Origin of the sequence: Bacillus mycoides (assembly GCF_001757995.1) — a bacterium.
Lineage (GTDB): Bacteria > Bacillota > Bacilli > Bacillales > Bacillaceae_G > Bacillus_A > Bacillus_A mycoides_B.
In genome coordinates this window covers 59338-76503 of the sequence record NZ_LXLV01000057.1, presented here as the reverse complement: position 1 = coordinate 76503, position 17166 = coordinate 59338, and the positions used below count along the sequence as shown (strand labels likewise).

General features: G+C 33.8%; 16 protein-coding genes. 10 read left to right on the top strand and 6 right to left on the bottom strand.

The window, feature by feature from the left end; genetic code table 11:
- The first annotated feature begins 167 nt into the window (after positions 1-167).
- Positions 168-3062, top strand: coding sequence for a collagenase ColA (gene colA, locus BWGOE10_RS17495; protein ID WP_070144318.1), 2895 nt, complete (start codon positions 168-170; stop codon positions 3060-3062).
- Positions 3063-3095: 33 nt separating this feature from the next.
- Here the strand turns inward: colA and BWGOE10_RS17490 are convergent, their stop codons facing one another.
- Positions 3096-3599 (bottom strand): GNAT family N-acetyltransferase, encoded by a 504-nt coding sequence (locus BWGOE10_RS17490; protein WP_070144317.1) that lies wholly within the window; start codon positions 3597-3599, stop codon positions 3096-3098.
- 255 nt (positions 3600-3854) lie between these two features.
- Between BWGOE10_RS17490 and BWGOE10_RS17485 the strand changes: the two genes are divergently transcribed.
- From BWGOE10_RS17485 to BWGOE10_RS17460, 6 genes are all read left to right on the top strand, one after another.
- Positions 3855-4253, top strand: coding sequence for a DUF2871 family protein (locus BWGOE10_RS17485; RefSeq protein WP_002033617.1), 399 nt, complete (start codon positions 3855-3857; stop codon positions 4251-4253).
- Between the two features lie 137 nt (positions 4254-4390).
- Positions 4391-5782, top strand: coding sequence for an FAD-binding oxidoreductase (locus BWGOE10_RS17480; protein WP_070144316.1), 1392 nt, complete (start codon positions 4391-4393; stop codon positions 5780-5782).
- Positions 5783-5786: 4 nt separating this feature from the next.
- Positions 5787-6755, top strand: coding sequence for a bile acid:sodium symporter family protein (locus BWGOE10_RS17475; protein ID WP_070144315.1), 969 nt, complete (start codon positions 5787-5789; stop codon positions 6753-6755).
- A 38-nt stretch (positions 6756-6793) separates the two neighbouring features.
- Positions 6794-7141: a DUF4260 domain-containing protein gene (locus BWGOE10_RS17470; RefSeq protein ID WP_070144314.1), complete on the top strand. Its 348-nt coding sequence runs from the start codon at positions 6794-6796 to the stop codon at positions 7139-7141.
- Between the two features lie 33 nt (positions 7142-7174).
- Positions 7175-7702, top strand: a complete 528-nt coding sequence (locus tag BWGOE10_RS17465; RefSeq protein ID WP_070144313.1) for a GrpB family protein — start codon at positions 7175-7177, stop codon at positions 7700-7702.
- Between the two features lie 134 nt (positions 7703-7836).
- Positions 7837-8442, top strand: coding sequence for an FMN-binding negative transcriptional regulator (locus BWGOE10_RS17460; protein WP_070144312.1), 606 nt, complete (start codon positions 7837-7839; stop codon positions 8440-8442).
- A gap of 215 nt (positions 8443-8657) precedes the next feature.
- On the opposite strand, the gene BWGOE10_RS33725 is transcribed toward BWGOE10_RS17460, so the two are convergent.
- The 5 genes from BWGOE10_RS33725 to BWGOE10_RS17440 all read right to left on the bottom strand — a co-directional run bounded on the left by BWGOE10_RS33725 (position 8658) and on the right by BWGOE10_RS17440 (position 13225).
- The gene (locus BWGOE10_RS33725) at positions 8658-8792 is read right to left on the bottom strand and encodes a hypothetical protein (protein WP_257209080.1); all 135 of its coding nucleotides are present in this window, start codon (positions 8790-8792) and stop codon (positions 8658-8660) included.
- Positions 8789-9901 carry a Rap family tetratricopeptide repeat protein gene (locus tag BWGOE10_RS17455; protein ID WP_070144311.1) on the bottom strand — a complete coding sequence of 371 codons (1113 nt, stop codon included), beginning with the start codon at positions 9899-9901 and terminating at the stop codon, positions 8789-8791. Before BWGOE10_RS17455 ends, BWGOE10_RS33725 begins: the two co-directional genes overlap by 4 nt.
- Before the next feature lie 304 nt (positions 9902-10205).
- The gene (locus BWGOE10_RS17450) at positions 10206-11672 is read right to left on the bottom strand and encodes a protein adenylyltransferase SelO (protein WP_070144310.1); all 1467 of its coding nucleotides are present in this window, start codon (positions 11670-11672) and stop codon (positions 10206-10208) included.
- Between the two features lie 191 nt (positions 11673-11863).
- A complete protein-coding gene (locus tag BWGOE10_RS17445) occupies positions 11864-12862 on the bottom strand; it encodes an NADP-dependent oxidoreductase (protein WP_070144309.1) in 999 nt (332 codons plus the stop codon).
- 18 nt (positions 12863-12880) lie between these two features.
- Positions 12881-13225 carry an ArsR/SmtB family transcription factor gene (locus BWGOE10_RS17440; protein WP_000571875.1) on the bottom strand — a complete coding sequence of 115 codons (345 nt, stop codon included), beginning with the start codon at positions 13223-13225 and terminating at the stop codon, positions 12881-12883.
- 480 nt (positions 13226-13705) lie between these two features.
- Between BWGOE10_RS17440 and BWGOE10_RS17435 the strand changes: the two genes are divergently transcribed.
- From BWGOE10_RS17435 to BWGOE10_RS17425, 3 genes are all read left to right on the top strand, one after another.
- Entirely contained in the window at positions 13706-15325 is a 1620-nt protein-coding gene (locus tag BWGOE10_RS17435; RefSeq protein WP_070144308.1) for an FAD-dependent oxidoreductase, read from the top strand.
- A 413-nt stretch (positions 15326-15738) separates the two neighbouring features.
- The gene (locus tag BWGOE10_RS17430; RefSeq protein WP_070144307.1) at positions 15739-16392 is read left to right on the top strand and encodes a hypothetical protein; all 654 of its coding nucleotides are present in this window, start codon (positions 15739-15741) and stop codon (positions 16390-16392) included.
- Positions 16379-17158: a hypothetical protein gene (locus BWGOE10_RS17425; protein ID WP_070144356.1), complete on the top strand. Its 780-nt coding sequence runs from the start codon at positions 16379-16381 to the stop codon at positions 17156-17158. Before BWGOE10_RS17430 ends, BWGOE10_RS17425 begins: the two co-directional genes overlap by 14 nt.
- The last annotated feature ends 8 nt before the right edge of the window (positions 17159-17166 follow it).

The window sequence follows — 17166 nt, the reverse complement described above, 5'->3', positions numbered from 1 at the left end:
CACGAATCGTATGGGAAGTCAAGTGTTAATTTTGCTTTGAATAGATACATGTGTGAACGTTACCTTATTTTTTCTCAATACATAATAAATAGACAGAATAGTTAAATAATGGAGTGGTACACTAAAAAATGTAAGGTAGGGGAGATTATGAAAGGCTATTCAAAAAAATGTTAGTAGGGGTAAGTTTTGCTAGTTTAATGTTAGGTAGTTTTCAAGGGAACATATCGGCAGAGGATACTAGGGGGGAACAAGTTTCTTATCGAAATGTGCTCAAAATGGAGCCAGTTGGTGTACAATTGCCGATGCAAGAGTTAGCACACTCATCCAAAGTACTAGAAAACAAATCGTTTGAGAAAAGGCTACAATTAGCCGATTTATCGCAAAGACCACCAGAAGTAAAAAAAGAAAGTCAGCAATTAGCTGTAGCGAAAACATATACAATTGCTGAGTTGAATCAATTAAGTAATCAGCAGTTAGTAGATTTGCTCGTAACTATTAATTGGGAGCAAATTACGGGGCTATTTCAGTTTAATAAGGACAGCCTTGCATTCTATCAAAATGATAGTAGGATGCAGGCGATTATTGATAAATTGAAGCAGCAAGGGCAAACTTATACGAAGGATGATTCAAAAGGGATTGAAACGTTAGTAGAGGTATTACGCTCTGGGTTTTATTTAGGGTTTTATCATACAGAACTAAGTAAACTTAATGAACGAAGCTATCATGACAAGTGTTTACCTGCATTGAAAACGATTTCTCAAAACTCAAATTTCAAACTCGGTACGTTAGAACAAAATAAAGTTGTATCATCATATGGAAAATTAATAGGAAACGCTTCTAGTGATGAGGAAACGATTTCATCAGCTGCGAACATTTTCAAGCAATATAATGATAATCTTTCTACATTTATAGATAATAGTTCAGCAGGTAATGCAGTGTACGATATTATGCAAGGTGTCGATTATGATATTCAGTCGTATTTGTACGATACGAATAAAGCACCGAAAGATACAATGTGGTATCAAAAAATAGATAGTTATATTAATGAGTTAAGTAGATTTGCGTTGATGGGAACAGTTACAGCGAAAAACGGATGGCTTATTAATAATGGGATCTATTATACAGGTAGACTCGGTATGTTCCATAGTACAGGGACGAAAGGATTGCAAGTTGTAACAGATGCGATGAAAATTTACCCATATTTAGGTGAGCAATATTTCGTAGCAGCTGAGCAAATTACGACGAATTATGGCGGGAAAGATGCAAATGGTAAAGTGGTTGATTTAGATCAAATACGAGAAGATGGTAAGAAAAAATATTTGCCAAAAACGTATACGTTTGATGATGGGGCAATTGTTTTAAAAGCCGGAGATAAAGTGACTGAAGAGAAAGTGAAACGTTTATATTGGGCAGCAAAAGAAGTGAAGGCACAATTCCATCGTACGGTTGAAAGTGATCAACCTTTAGAAAAAGGAAATCCAGATGATGTATTAACAATGGTTATTTATAATAGTCCAGCTGAATATCAATTTAACCGTCAATTGTACGGATATGAAACGAATAACGGCGGTCTTTATATAGAAGGAACAGGTACGTTTTTTACTTATGAACGTACGCCAGAAGAAAGTATTTATAGTTTAGAAGAATTGTTCCGACATGAGTTCACGCATTACTTACAAGGTAGATATGAAGTGCCAGGACTTTGGGGGCAAGGTAAGATGTATGAGAATGAGAGATTATCTTGGTTTGAAGAAGGGAATGCTGAGTTCTTTGCAGGTGCAACGAGAACGGACAACGTCGTTCCAAGAAAGAGCATTATAGGAGGACTATCTTCGAATCCAGCAGAACGTTATACGGCAGAGCGAACGTTAAATGCAAAGTATGGAACGTGGGATTTCTATAATTATTCCTTTGCTTTACAATCGTATATGTACAATAAGAGATACGATATGTTTGATAAAGTTCATGATCTTATTAGGAAAAATGATGTAACAGTATATGATGCATATCGCTCTGCTTTAAGTAAAGATGCGAATTTAAATAAAGAGTATCAAGACTACATGCAAATGTTAGTAGATAATCGGGAGAAATATAATGTTCCATTAGTATCAGACGATTATTTAGCAACTCATGCACCGAAACCAGTTTCGGATATTGCGACAGAAATTACAGCGGAAGCAAAATTAAGTAATGTATCAGTAAAGAAAAACAAATCACAGTTCTTTAATACATTTACACTAAAAGGAACATATACAGGAACTGCTGCAAAAGGAGAATATGAAGACTGGAAAACAATTACGCAAAATGTTAATGATACGTTAAAACGTTTAAGTGCAAAAGAATGGACAGGCTATAAAACAGTAACAGCTTACTTTGTAAATTATCGTGTAAATGCATCAGGGCAATTTGAATATGATGTTGTGTTCCACGGCATTAATACAGAAGAAAGTGCAGTGAATAAAGCGCCAGTTGCGGTTATTAATGGTCCGTATAGCGGAAATGTGAATGAAGCAATCTCGTTTAAAAGTGAGGGATCAAAAGATGAAGATGGGAAAATTACTTCTTATAAATGGGAGTTTGGCGATGGTACTGTAAGTAGTGAACAAAATCCAACTCACGTATATACAAAAGAAGGAACGTATACAGCGAAATTAACAGTAACAGATGATAAAGGAGCAGTTAATACGAATACAACGAGTGTAACTGTTCAAAAGAAAGAAGATAACAGTGTAGAAAAAGAACCAAACAATTCATTCCAGACAGCGAATAAATTGCATTTAAATCAAGTTTTACGTGCTAGTTTAGGAAACGGTGATACAAGTGATTACTTTGAAATAAATGTAGAAACTGCAAAAAACCTTCAAATTAACGTAACGAAGGAAAATAATATTGGGGTAAACTGGGTTCTTTATTCAGAAGCAGATTTAAATAATTATGTTACGTATGCTCAGCAACAAGGAAATAAATTAGTAGGTAATTACTATACGTATCCAGGGAAGTATTATTTACATGTATATCAGTATGGCGGGGGAACAGGGAATTATACGGTAGAAGTGAAATAGTAAAAGGGTCGCCGTGAATGGCGACCTTTTTTATTATGCGTTATACCCAAATAATTTTAGATCTTCTCCTGAGTCTGAAATTATTTTTTCGAATCGTAATCCTACTTTTTCTAAAAGCTTTCCTGAAACAGTGTTATCTATAGAAGTAATTGCTACAATACGTTTAAGCCCCAGTTCATTTTTTCCATATTCCATTACCGCAGAGGCAGATTCATAGCCATATCCTTTTGAACGGAATTTTTCTAAAAAGGCAAAGCCGATATCAACATCTTCTAATGAATCTCTTTTAATAAGGCCACACATACCAAGTGGCGTGAGATCTTCTTTTCGTTCTACTAAGTAAAGGCCAAAGCCAATTTTGTTATACATATCGATTGGCCCGTTTAAAATATAATTTGTTGCATCTTCTAAGTTTCTAACCCCTTTATCACCGATAAACTGAATCCATGCAGGATCGTTAACTAATTCAAGAATAAACGGAGCATCTTTTATATCAAACCAACGAAGATTGAGACGTTCAGTTTCTAAAACTATCAATCTATTGCACCACCTTTCAAAGTTATAACAATTAGTATGGATTGTGCAAAATAAAAGTGCAAGTTATTTTAATTGAGCTCTACTTGTTCACATAAAGTTCGATTGTTTTGTATAGAAGGATATTTTATAATTAGGATTAACTGTAAAGAGTGAGATACTTATACAATGACTCCTAGGAAACTAGGAGTTTTTACTATATAACTATCATTATTACTAAATATGACACACTACACATTCTACTCAAGGAGGTACATAATGAAGAAATTATATAATGCATCGTTTACTTATTTAATCATTGGTTTATTGTCAGGGATATTTGCTAGGGAGTATGGAAAATATAAAGGGATTTTAGGATCTACACTATTAAATCTTTTGCATACGCATACGTTAGTACTTGGCTTTTTCTTCTTTTTAATTGCTTTAGGATTAGCAAAAGTATTTGCGTTTCATGAAGTGAAAGGATTTAATAACTGGTTTATCTTACATAATATTGCGTTAACATTAATGTTAGGCTCGCTGGCAGCGAGAGGGCTTCTTCAATTAAATGGAGCGGACTTTAAAGGGTTAACTTATATTGTAGGGTTCTCTCATTCTATGATGGCATTCACTTTAGTTTGGTTTATGATTTTATTGAAGAAATCGTCTAAAATCTAGTTTTATAAAAAAGAACTTGTGGGGAATACTGCAAGTTCTTTTTTTATATGAAATTATATGAATCTTACTATTCTGATTATTTTGTATAAAAATGGTATAATTAATGTGGCGCAAATAATATAAAAGGAGAGTACGTAATGGAAATAACAATTGAACGTTTAGTAAATGAATTAAAGGATGTACTTCCTGAAGAGCAAGTAGTTGTTAATATGACAGTAAGAGAGTTACATAGTAAAGATGAATCTTACCATACTAGTAGTTTACCTGATGTAGTTGTTTTTCCGAAAACGGCCGAAGAGGTTAGAGAGATAATGAAAGTAGCGAGTCAGTACGGGAGGGCTGTCGTTCCATTTGGAGTAGGCTCCAGTTTAGAAGGGCATATAATTCCGTATGAAAAGGGGATTACGGTTGATTTTTCATTAATGAACAAAATACTTGAAATAAGAGAGAAAGATTTTCTTGTGAAAGTACAACCAGGAGTGACTCGTTCTCAGCTCAATAAAGAATTGAAAAAGTACGGTCTGTTTTTTAGTGTAGATCCAGGTGCAGATGCAACGTTAGGTGGAATGGCTGCTACGAATGCGAGCGGAACGACAGCAGTGAAATATGGTGTTATGCGTGATCAAGTTCGTGATTTAGAGGTGGTTCTTGCTGATGGGCAAGTGATACATACTGGCAATTTAGCGGCGAAGTCATCATCAGGTTATCATTTAAATGGTATCTTTGTAGGGTCAGAAGGTACGCTTGGATGCTTTACAGAGCTAACATTAAAAGTATACGGCATACCAGAACATGTTATGGCTGCGAGAGCATCGTTTCCAACTATAAATGATGCAGTAGAAGCTGTTATAAATATATTGCAGGCTGGTATTCCAATTGCGAGAATTGAGCTAGTTGACGAACTATCAATAAAACAAGTAAACCATTACAGTGAAACAAATTATAGAGAAGAGCCAACATTGTTTTTAGAGTTTCACGGAAATGAAGCAGGGCTAAAACAAGATATTGAGTTTACGAAAGAAATTGTTTTTGATCATAAATGTAAAGAAGTTGCTTTTGAAACTGAAACAGCCGCGAGAAATAAATTATGGGATGCAAGACATAACTTAGCATATTCTTACGTTCATAGTTATCCTGGTAAAAAACTAATGAGTACGGATGTTTGTTTACCAATTTCAGAATTAGCTGGCGCAATACAACATGCGAAAGAGACATTAGATAAAGTTAGTCTTGTTGGTGGTATTCTTGGGCATGTAGGAGACGGGAATTTTCACGTGCTCTTAATGGTTGATCCAAACGATAAAGATGAAGTGAAAAAGGCGGATGAAATAAACGAAAGTATCGTATTGTATGCTCTTAAACGAGGTGGAACTTGTACAGGAGAGCACGGTGTTGGAATTGGAAAAAGAAAGTATCAAGAAAAAGAACATGGGGCGGCATTATTCGTAATGGAGAAAATAAAGAAAGCTCTTGATCCGCAAAATATTTTGAATCCGAATAAGGTGTTTCAATTAAAGGATAGGGGATGATTGGGTGAAAGTACTAGAAGCGATAAGTAATATAGCTGGAAAATATTTTGCATTTTGGGTTATTTGTATTGCAGCTATTGCATATTTCATTCCCACGCCATTTCTCGGGTTAAATAGTTACATAACGATTTTACTTGGAGTGGTAATGTTTGGGATGGGATTAACATTAAAGGCTGTTGATTTCAAAATCATTGCTACAAAACCATTGCCAGTTATTATCGGTGTATGTGCGCAGTTCATCATTATGCCACTTGTCGCATACGTACTAGCCTACGTTATGAATCTGCCAGCGGAATTAGCAGCTGGATTAGTGTTACTCGGTTCAGTACCGGGTGGCACTGCATCAAATGTTATGGTTTATTTAGCGAAAGGGAACTTAGCGTTGTCTATCGCAATGACTTCATTATCAACTTTATTAGCACCAATTGCTACACCTCTCATTTTATTATTACTTGCGGGGCAATGGATGCCAGTAAATCCAATGTCTATGTTTCTTTCTATAGTACAAGTCATTATTGTGCCTATTATTTTAGGACTAGTAGTGAAGAAGTTTTTCCCTAATACCGTTAATAAAGGAATGACAGTTATTCCTTTAATATCAGTTATAGCAATTATAATTATTGTTTCTGCAGTTGTTTCAGCAAATGTAAGTAGTATTACTTCTTCAGGCCTTCTTATCTTTATTGCAGTTATGCTCCATAATGCATTCGGTCTTTTACTCGGGTATATAACAGCGTTTGTACTTGGGCTAGATGAAGGAACTAGAAGAGCCATTTCAATTGAAGTAGGAATGCAAAATTCAGGATTAGGTGTTGCACTGGCGACAGCACATTTTGGACCAGCTGCTGCACTTCCAAGTGTATTAGCAGCAGTATGGCATAACATCGCAGGACCGATATTAGCAACCATTTGGTCAAAAAATGCAAAGAAAACTTTCAGTGGTGAGGATTTATCAGTAAATATAGAGAAATAAGAAGTAAGCTTTCATTTGAAGTAGAGGAATGATAAAGAATGCAAAAACGTATTTTACATTTTGAAGGACTAGTTATTTTATTAGCCACGATTTATACGTATTCATTATATGGATTTAGTTGGATTATATTTTTTGTGTTCTTTTTAGCGCCGGACTTATCAATGTTAGCGTATGGGATTAATAATCACGTTGGTGCTAAAATATATAATTTGTTTCACACATATATTATATCCATATTATTCGTTCTAATAGGTGCCTTTTTTAAGGTAGACACAGTTATTATGATTGGCTTAATATGGACAGCACATATTGGAATGGATCGAATGGTTGGGTATGGATTGAAATATGAGACGGATTTTAAAGATACTCATATGCAAAGGTTATAAATGGTTTTTACATATGTTTGAGGAGAGAGCTAAGTGAAACAGAGAATTACTATTGAAGAATATAACGTCAAATGGGAAGGTGAATTTTATAAACTACAAACTCTCATTAATAATGTAATGAAAGAACTTATTTTATTCATTGAACATGTTGGGAGTACAGCTGTTAAAGGACTTGCATCAAAACCAATATTAGATATCGATATAGTAATAGAAGATGACGAAATTTTTCCTGAAGTAGTAAAAAATCTTGAAATGATAGGATACTATCATCAAGAAGAATGGAGTTACAAAGGGAGAGAGGCGTTTGGAAGAAAGGATGCTTTCGTTCCGTGGAGTGAGGAAAATACAGTTTGGATGGAACAGCATCTATATGTGTGTGATAAGAATAGTGAAGAGTTGAAAAGACATGTAGCGTTTCGGGATTACCTTCGTGAACATAACGATGTTGCTATTGAATATGGGCGCTTAAAGGAACGTTTAGCAAGAGAGTCGAAAAATCGAGCCAGTTATACTGAAGGTAAGACCGCATTTGTTACAAAGATATTAGAAAAAATAAACTAAGGCGGCATGGAGTACATGCTGCCTGTTTTTGTGAAATAGAAGGCTGCCATTGTAAAAGAAATACAAACTGGCCCTGTTGAATACTATGAGACTTAAATATAATGAGAAATAAAAGATCGGAAAAGAGGGCGTTTATGTACATACCAAAATATTTCACTATACAAGATGAAGAGATGAAGTACGAAATTATTGAACAAAATGGTTTTGCAACTTTATTTTCTCAACATAACGGAGCACCGTACGCAACGCATTTACCGTTATTGTTAAATAGGGAAACACTTACTTTATCCGGGCATTTTGCACGTCCAAATGAGCAGTGGAAAGATAGTGGAAATCAACAAGTGTTAGCTATTTTTCAAGGGCCACATAGTTACATCTCTCCGTCATGGTATGAAACAAATAAAGCAGTACCAACATGGAACTATGTTGTGGTGCATGTATATGGAGAGTTAGAACTTGTTGAAGATGAACAGGAATTAATAGATTCTCTTCAAGATTTAGTACATAAATATGAAAATCCAAAGAGCAACTACTCACTGAATGATGTAGATCCGAATTATATGGAGGGATTAAGTAGGGGAATAGTTGGATTCAAAATAAAGATAAATAAAATAGAAGGAAAAGCGAAGTTAAGTCAAAATCATTCTGTAGAAAGAAGGAAGTTAGTTGTGGAGGAACTTGAGAAAGTTAGTAATGAGGGGAGTAGAAGGATTGCGGAGTTGATGAGAAGTTTTTTGTAATAAGTGAGGGGGGATGAAATAATAAAAGAATTCATATAGGAAAGAATCTTTCAATTTTATAAAAAAGAAAATGGTTTTAATAATGTGGGAATTCATTTAATAGCATTTAGAGTTAAATGCTATTAAATGAATTCCCACTAAAAAAGAAAGGTGTGTTTATATAAGTTTCTTTTTTAATGGGAATTGCAAAAGTATTTTATAAAAGCTTATAAAAATCAACCACCACCGTCGCCTTCTGATAACATAACTCTTTGTATCTCAGAATTTTTAGATGAAGTGTCATTTACTACATTAGTTGTTAAAGTTAATAGAGTGATAATTCCCATCAGACTCAATAGTATTTTTTTCATTTTAATGCTCCTTTCTCAAAAGATTTTTTTCTTGCTTGTAATGCTAAATGAAAATATTCACTTGCTTTAGAGTGTTGATTTTCTTCATGAAATTTAGTTGCTAGAGTTTCATAATGCTCTTGAACATTATCATATAATTTTTCGTTATTAAAATAAGTAATTCCTGCTAGAATTACTTTTTCTAACTCTTCAGCTGGTGAATTATTGTTCATTTCTCTTAAAATGAAATTACGATGTTGATATTCTTTTTGTTCTAATTTATTACAAATATTTATTCCTTTTTCAATTAGGTCATGAGCAGTATCAGGCTGATTTATTTTGTAATGTTCTTTTGCTTTAACATAGATAGCTTTATAGTGAGTTGGAGACTGTTCAACAACTTCTGAAAGATAACGAATAGCTAAAGCGGAGAGATTTTGTGTTGCATACATCCATCCTAAGTTGTGTCGAACCATTAAAATAAATCTTTTTTCGCTGATTTTTTGGAATTGATCCATTGCAGCTGTAAAGTGTTCTTCGGCTAGTTCCCATTCTTTTAAATATGTGCAGGCTAGGCCTAAAATGTTATCACAAAAAGCCGTATTTAGTTCATATCCAGAGTGATTAGAAAACATATCTTTAGCTTTTGTTACTTCTTTAATAGCTTGAAGTGCTTGTTGATTATCGTAGTAAGAATACCCTAGTTTATAGTAGAATTCCGCCTTTTCAAGTTCATCGGGAACATATTGAAGTAAAGCTTCGGCTTTATAATAATGCTCTTTTGCTAGTACATAGTTTCCGACTGCGTCAGAATGAATTGCTTTAAAGAAATGGTAGTAATATGATAAGAAATTATTTGTTGGGATTTCAAATGATTCAACTTGATTAAAACTTGCTTTAGATACACCTAAGTTATCAATTAAATAGTTATACCGAAAGTCTAATAAAGAATAATAAAGCAAAAGATTTTGATCTTGTGCAATCTCTTGAGAAGTCGTTTTTATTTCATTGATTTTAATATCTATTTGCTCTTTAAGACGAGTTGCATTATTTATATGTCTAGATCGTATTTCTATGTACCATTTATTTAACAGCTGTGTGATTTGTTCACTTTTAGTGGATGTAAACATAAAAGTTCCTCCTTTTTTGAATATTCTTATAAAATATAATAACAGAAATGATACTACTTAAAAGTGGAAATATTATTTCTCAACATTTGTTAAGTAAATTTATTATTAGGGTAATCGGAATAATTGGTATTGTGTTTTGCTTCATAAAAAAAAAGAGAAGAGGAAATGGTTATTCTAAAATAGAAAAGGTATTTTGTTAGGGATACATATTATAGGTTGGAGTATAATCCTTTCATTAGTGAATGGTGAATAAAATAAAAATGTGCCTTCAATAATTGAAAGCACATTAAAAGATATTACACAATCAAGTCCCACAAAAAGTACGATAAGGACGATTCGTCGGGACAGGTGGAACGCAGTATTCTTCTTGATCTGTAGAATACGCATAAGGATTTGATATAGCTTCAAGAAGTTTCTCCATTACGCTATAGTTGCCATTTGTAACAGCTGCTTCTAGTGCTTCTTCTACACGGTGGTTTCTTGGGATGATTGATGGGTTATTATTTTTCATCATTTCGTAGGCGTTTTCTTTCGATTCCTCTTGTCTTTCTAATCGAGATTGCCATAGTTTGTGCCATTCTTTAAATTCAGGACTTTCAAATAGAGCTGTATTTTCGATAGTATCAAGAGTTAATGAACGGAATGTATTTGTGTAATCCGCTTTATGTTTTTCCATCATTTTTAAAAGTTGCTCAATAAGTGAATGATCTTGTTCCTCGTTGCTAAATAGTCCTAATTTCTTTTTCATTCCAAGGAACCAGTTGTTTTCATACTGTACGCTAAATTTTGAAATTTCGTCTTGAGCAATTTTTAATGCTTCTTCTTCATCTTCATGTAGGATCGGTATTAAAGATTCAGCTAGTCGAGCGAGGTCCCATGCGGCCATATATGGCTGATTTCCATATGCATAGCGACCTTGTGTATCAATAGAGCTAAATACGGTTCCTTGGTCGTAATTGTCCATAAATGCACAAGGGCCGTAATCAATTGTTTCTCCACTAATCGTTATATTGTCAGTGTTCATTACACCATGGATAAATCCAACAAGTTGCCATTTAGCGATGAGACTTGCTTGTTTCTTTATGACTTCTTGTAGTAATGCAGTATATCGGTTTTCATGAGCCTCAATTTCTGGATAATGCCTTTTTATCGTATAGTCAGCTAGTGATTGAAGATCCTCGATAGAACCACGAGCTGCAGCATATTGAAATGTGCCAACACGTATATGACTACTAGCGACTCTAGTTAAAATTGCTCCAGGTAACTTTGTTTCACGATATGTTGGTTCGCCAGTTGTAACAACTGCTAAACTGCGAGTAGTTGGAATATCAAGTGCATACATTGCTTCACTAATAATATACTCACGTAGCATCGGACCGAGTGCAGCACGACCATCTCCTCGGCGTGAATATGGAGTAGGGCCAGAACCTTTCAGTTGAATGTCAAAACGTTTTCCTGAAGGAGTAATTTGTTCACCAATTAAAAGAGCACGACCGTCGCCTAACATATTAAAATGTCCGAATTGATGTCCAGCATACGCTTGAGCTAATGGATGAGCGCCTTCTGGGATTACGTTACCAGCAAAAATAGCAATTTCAACTTCCTTTTTCAGTTCTTCCGGATTAAAGCCAAGAGATATTGCTAATGAATGGTTTAGTTTAACTAACTCCGGTGAACTTACGGGAGTAGGGGGGATTTCTGTATAAAATGATTGTGGTAATGTAGCATAACTATTTTCTAAATTCCAACCAGCTTCATTATTTTTAGTCATCTTATCTCCTCCTTTTTATGTTTTTTAATTATGTATTTGTACGTATGTATTCTTTGTTAAGTTAACTAAAAGTATAATATGATATTTCCCCTTGCAATCTATTGTAAGGACTTCAGTGCATTGTGTCTATTTTACAGCAAATACAAAACCTCCATTTTTCAAAAAGTTTGATTTAAATGGAGGTTTTATTATTATTTTATTTTTACAATTATTTTTCCTTTTGCTCTTCCTGACTCTGAATATTCCATTGCTTTTTGAGCCTCTTCAAAAGGAAAAACTCGATCGATTACAGGTTTGATTTTTCCAGCTTCAATATAGTTTGCAATAGTACGTAATTGATCCCCGCTTGGCTTCATAAATAAAAATGAATATTGAGCATTATGCTTTTTTTCAAGTGCAGTAAGTTTTTTGCTGGCCAATGAAAATAAGAGAGTTTTGAAAAATCCTGAACCAAATTCTTTACCGAATCGAGCATTTGGCATTCCTGAAACGGAAACAATGTTGCCACCGCTTTTTATAATATTGAATGATTTTTCAAGTGTTGTCCCGCCGATTGTATCAAATACCGCATCATAATTTGTTAGTATATCTTCAAATTTTTCTGTTTTGTAATTAATAATTTCATCTGCACCAAGAGACGTTACTAAATCCGCACGAGCTTCACTAGCAGTCGTTGTAACAGTGGCACCCATTATTTTTGCTAACTGAATTGCGAAAGTACCAACACCACCAGATCCAGCGTGAATTAAAATCTTTTGGTCTTTTTGTAAGTTCATAATGTCATGTAATGCTTGATATGATGTTAAGCCAACGAGAGGAATTGACGCCACTTCCTCAAAACTTAAATTTTTCGGTTTTAAGGCTATATCATCCTCATGAATGGCTATATATTCCGCAAAAGTACCAATCTTATTTTTTCTTGGACGGGCATATATTTCATCACCGACTTTAAAGTGAGTTACTTTTGATCCAACCTTCACGATGACACCGGAAAAGTCATTACCAAGGATTAGGGGCATTTCATATTTAAGCAACATCTTCACTTTTCCATCGCGTATTTTAAAGTCAATTGGGTTAATACTAGCTGCATGAATTTCTGCGAGCACTTCATACTCATTTATTTCAGGAGTAGGTACCTCTGCCATACGCATTGGAACTTTCCCGTACTTATCAATTATCATCGCTTTCATTTCTTATACCTCCAAATTTCAATAAAAGTTGTGCAATAGCTTTTCAATATCTAATACAAGATTTTTTAATAAACCTAATTTTGTACGTATATCAATATAATAAAAGTTTTTTGTACCTTCTTTTCGCATTAAAATAATACCTGCTTCTCGTAAAATCCTAAGGTGATGTGATACTGCTGGTCGAGAAAGGTGTGTTTGTTTCGTAATTTCTCCTACACGCAATCCGGTTTGACATTCCGTTTCCATTAACACGAATAAAATAGCTTGACGAGTTTCATCACCAATTGCCAATAATACTTTTTGAGAATCAATAAAATCTTTTTTTATAACATTTAATTGTTCTTGTTTATTCATTTCAATCACTTTACCTCCTGGTAATTAGTCGAAAGGTTTAAGATGATGAACCATTACATCGATACGGTAATGCTACATGATTGTTGTATGAGCTGCAATATTGAGAAAGAAAATCGAGACGAATGAAACTTTATGTGTTGAAAATGATAGGGGGGATAGAAAAGTATTTAATAATACGTTGTTTACAGATGAGAATGGTTAAGCCATTGAGCAAAAAAATTAAGCGGTCGTAACCCTTTATAATTTTTAGGGTTACGACCGCTTATAATGTTTTTATTATTTTGGTGTCTACTAAAGTGAGTACTTTAGTTTTACTTTTTCATACACGTATAATTCAAGCGGATTATAGATGTATGAAAAAGTAAAAGTAATTTGGGGCGTAATCTATCTATATGATAATTGAAAATGAAATATAAGTCTATATTTTATTGTTTTTTTTGATTATATTTATGACACTGAGCTCAGAACAATGATGTGGAGGATAAATATATGAAATCGAATTATGTACCAGTTTTAATTGTTGGAGGGGGATTATCAGGATTAGCGTCTGCGTTATTCCTTGAAAAACAGAACATTGAGTACTTACTTATTGAAAGGCATCCGTCTACTGCAGTTCATCCGAAAGCAGGCGGGCTTACTTTACGTACGATGGAGTTATTTCGAGAGTTAGGTTTAGAAAATAGCATTCAATTGGCAGGAAAAGCATTAGAAAATTGCCGAGGAAGAATAGCAGTTCATACAATAGCTGAGGCGAATAAGGAAGAATTCGCACAATTGAGGGCGACTCAGTATGAAAACGATGAAAAATTACTTCGAAAAGTAAAAGAGATTAGTCCATCAAAACAAACTGCTTGTTATCAAATTACTTTAGAAGAGATGATGTTACTAGAAGCAAAAACATTAGGCGGACAACTATCTTTTTATCATGAATTAGTTTCATTTGAACAAAAGGAAAACGGAGTAATAGCAACGATTCGGGATCGCGAAACGGAAAAAGAGAGCGTTGTTCATTGTGACTATGTAATTGCAGCAGATGGAGCGAAAAGTAAAATACGTGAGCAGCTAGGGATAAGTACCGAGGGACGAGGTACAATCGGTGGGTATTATATGAATATTTATTTTGAGGCTGATTTAAGCGAATTTATAAAAGGAGACGCATTTGGTTTTTCAATGGTACTTCATCCAGAGGTTCTTGGTGCGCTCATTCCAGTCGATAACGTAAGAAAATGGATTTATCATGTAGCTTATGATCCAATAAAAGGGGAACGAGCAGAGGATTTCTCTATAGAACGCTGTAAACAAATTATTCAAACAGCAATTGGAAGTACAAATGTTGAACCAGAAATATTAAGTGTTTTACCGTGGGAAGCGAGTGAAAGTACAGCGGTAAAATTTCAAGATAATCGCATTTTTTTAGTTGGTGATTCTGCACATATTATGCCGCCAACAGGAGGATTTGGTTCAAATACAGGAATACAAGATGCACATAATTTAGCTTGGAAATTAGCTGCTGTTATAAGAGGGAAGGCAAAACCAAAATTGTTAGAAACATATCATGAAGAGAGATACCCTGTTGCAAAATTAACGACGAATTATGCGAGTAGTTTATTATTTCGTGCTGCGAATAGAGAGGAAGGCAGTTTGAATAATATGGATGGTTTAGCTGTAACTGTTGGGTATCGGTATTGTTCAGATGCGATAATAGATGACTCAGTCACCTCGCGTAGAATGGATATCGTAAAGTTGAACGGAAGACCTGGAACGCGAGCACCACACTTTTGGGGAACATATGATGGGAAAGAAGTTTCGATACTTGATTTATTAGGTAACGATTTTGTATTACTTACTAGAGCAGAAAATCGTACTTGGGCCGAGTGTGTACAGGATGTTTCATCTAAATTAGGAATAAATATAAAAGTTTATCACGTTGGTTTAAGGGGAGACTTTATTGCTCAAGAAGATATTTTTAGTAAATTATATGGGATAGAGAATGGAGAAGCTGTATTAATTAGACCAGATGGCTTTATAGGATGGCGTTCGGAAAAAGAGGTAGTAAATCCAGATGTAGTGCTTGGAGAGGTAATGGGTAATTTATTATGTGATTTTTAAGTAATTAAGGAAGTATTGTCTTATATAGGACGATACTTCTATTTTTTTTAGCTTGCAAAATAAAAATTGTGTAGTGAAGAGACACTATTTTTATAAAAATATATGTAAATTAATTACCTTTCTTTTTATTTTTATTAGAATGTTTTTAGTTTTAAATATTGGCAATTACTAGATTGAATCATTTTCTTATTGTATTATATTTCCTAGAGATTACATATTACGCTAGGGAGTGGGACTATTTGACTATTGAACCTCTTATTTTATCAAATAAAGAAGTATATGTATTAACTGGTATATTTGACCATGAAACTATGATTGAAATCATGATGGTAAACAGCATTTGATAAAGGGTAGAGTTGAATCTGGAATCGGAATAACTTTAGATAAAATTTTTTAGTTTCTGGGAGATTAATATGGAAAAATACCACGGAAAAAGCACAGAACAAATTATTCGGAAATTGATGCCTTACAGTGTTAGATCGAGTGTCATTATGGTGTGGGTAGTTATTAATTTTATGATTTTAACCCCATTTTTATTTCCTCCAACCTTTACTATATACTTATATATAATTTTACCTTTTCTTTTGACTGCTAATATATGGGGGGGATGGGTATTTTTTTGTAAACCAAATGAGCCAAGGTTGGTACACATTTTATATAATGGATTTATGGGAATAACTTTTTCTTTTGGAAGCTTTATAGTGATTCAAAAGATTGCATATACCTTTATTAAAATTGAAACACCTCTGTTTTTTATTGTTACTTTTTTGCTTTACATTTTTACAATTTATAAATTGATTTCTAGTGGAATGAAAAGTTTTTTAAGGCGATTAAACAATGAAGAAAATGGAAATATAAAAATTTCTCCAATTATTTATTTTTCAGGATTGGGATATATTATTGGACAGATATGTGTAGGTTTATTATCACAAAATGCTTTAGCGACGCTCTTAATTTTAGTCTTTTCTTTATTGGCTGTTGTGTCTAGTATATATGGTGTATACATACGTATATATTTCGATTTGAAGAAGAAGGAAATGGATGAGATGTATAATGGACAAATATAATGGCAACAACATAGATGATTGTATGCGAATATTAATACCATTTGATGTAAGAAATATTGTAGGGGCCTTTGTGTGGGTTATCATGAATGTTCTTCTACTCATCATTTTATTCATATTTCCACCGTACAATATATACTCTTACGTAGCTTTACCATTTTATGTGATGTGTAATCTATGGGGAATTTGGGTTTCTATTTATAAGCCTCGGCAGCCTCAGTTGCAACATTTACTATATTCTGGATTTGTTGCGTTAAGTATTTCATTTTGTAGTTTTATAGCTGTGCAAAAGTTAGCTTACGAATTCGTAGAAATAGAGTCCCCTTTATTTTTTATTCTATCGCTTATTGCATATAGTTTAATTGTTTATAAATCTGAATTATTTTGGATTAAATATTTTACAGACCGCTTAAGGGGGACAACTAATCAAGGTGTGAAAATTCCTAGAATTGTATTTTTTTCAAGTTTAGGTTATATAATTGGTCAAGTTAGTATTGGAATTTTGAGCCAAAAAGCTATGGCGATTGTGCTAATCGTTATTTTTTCATTTATTTCAGTTGTTTTCCTAGGGCTAAGTACACATTTATATTTTTACTTTGATTTCAAAAAACAAGGTATTACTTCGGAACATTTAAAAAAAATATATTCTCAAAAGAAGCCTAAACTGTCAAGGAAGGAAAGGAGACAATCCACGGCTACTTCGGGACATGTAAATATACCACATTCTCAAAAGAAACCTAAACTTATAAGAAAGGAGAAAAGACAATGAATTTGCAA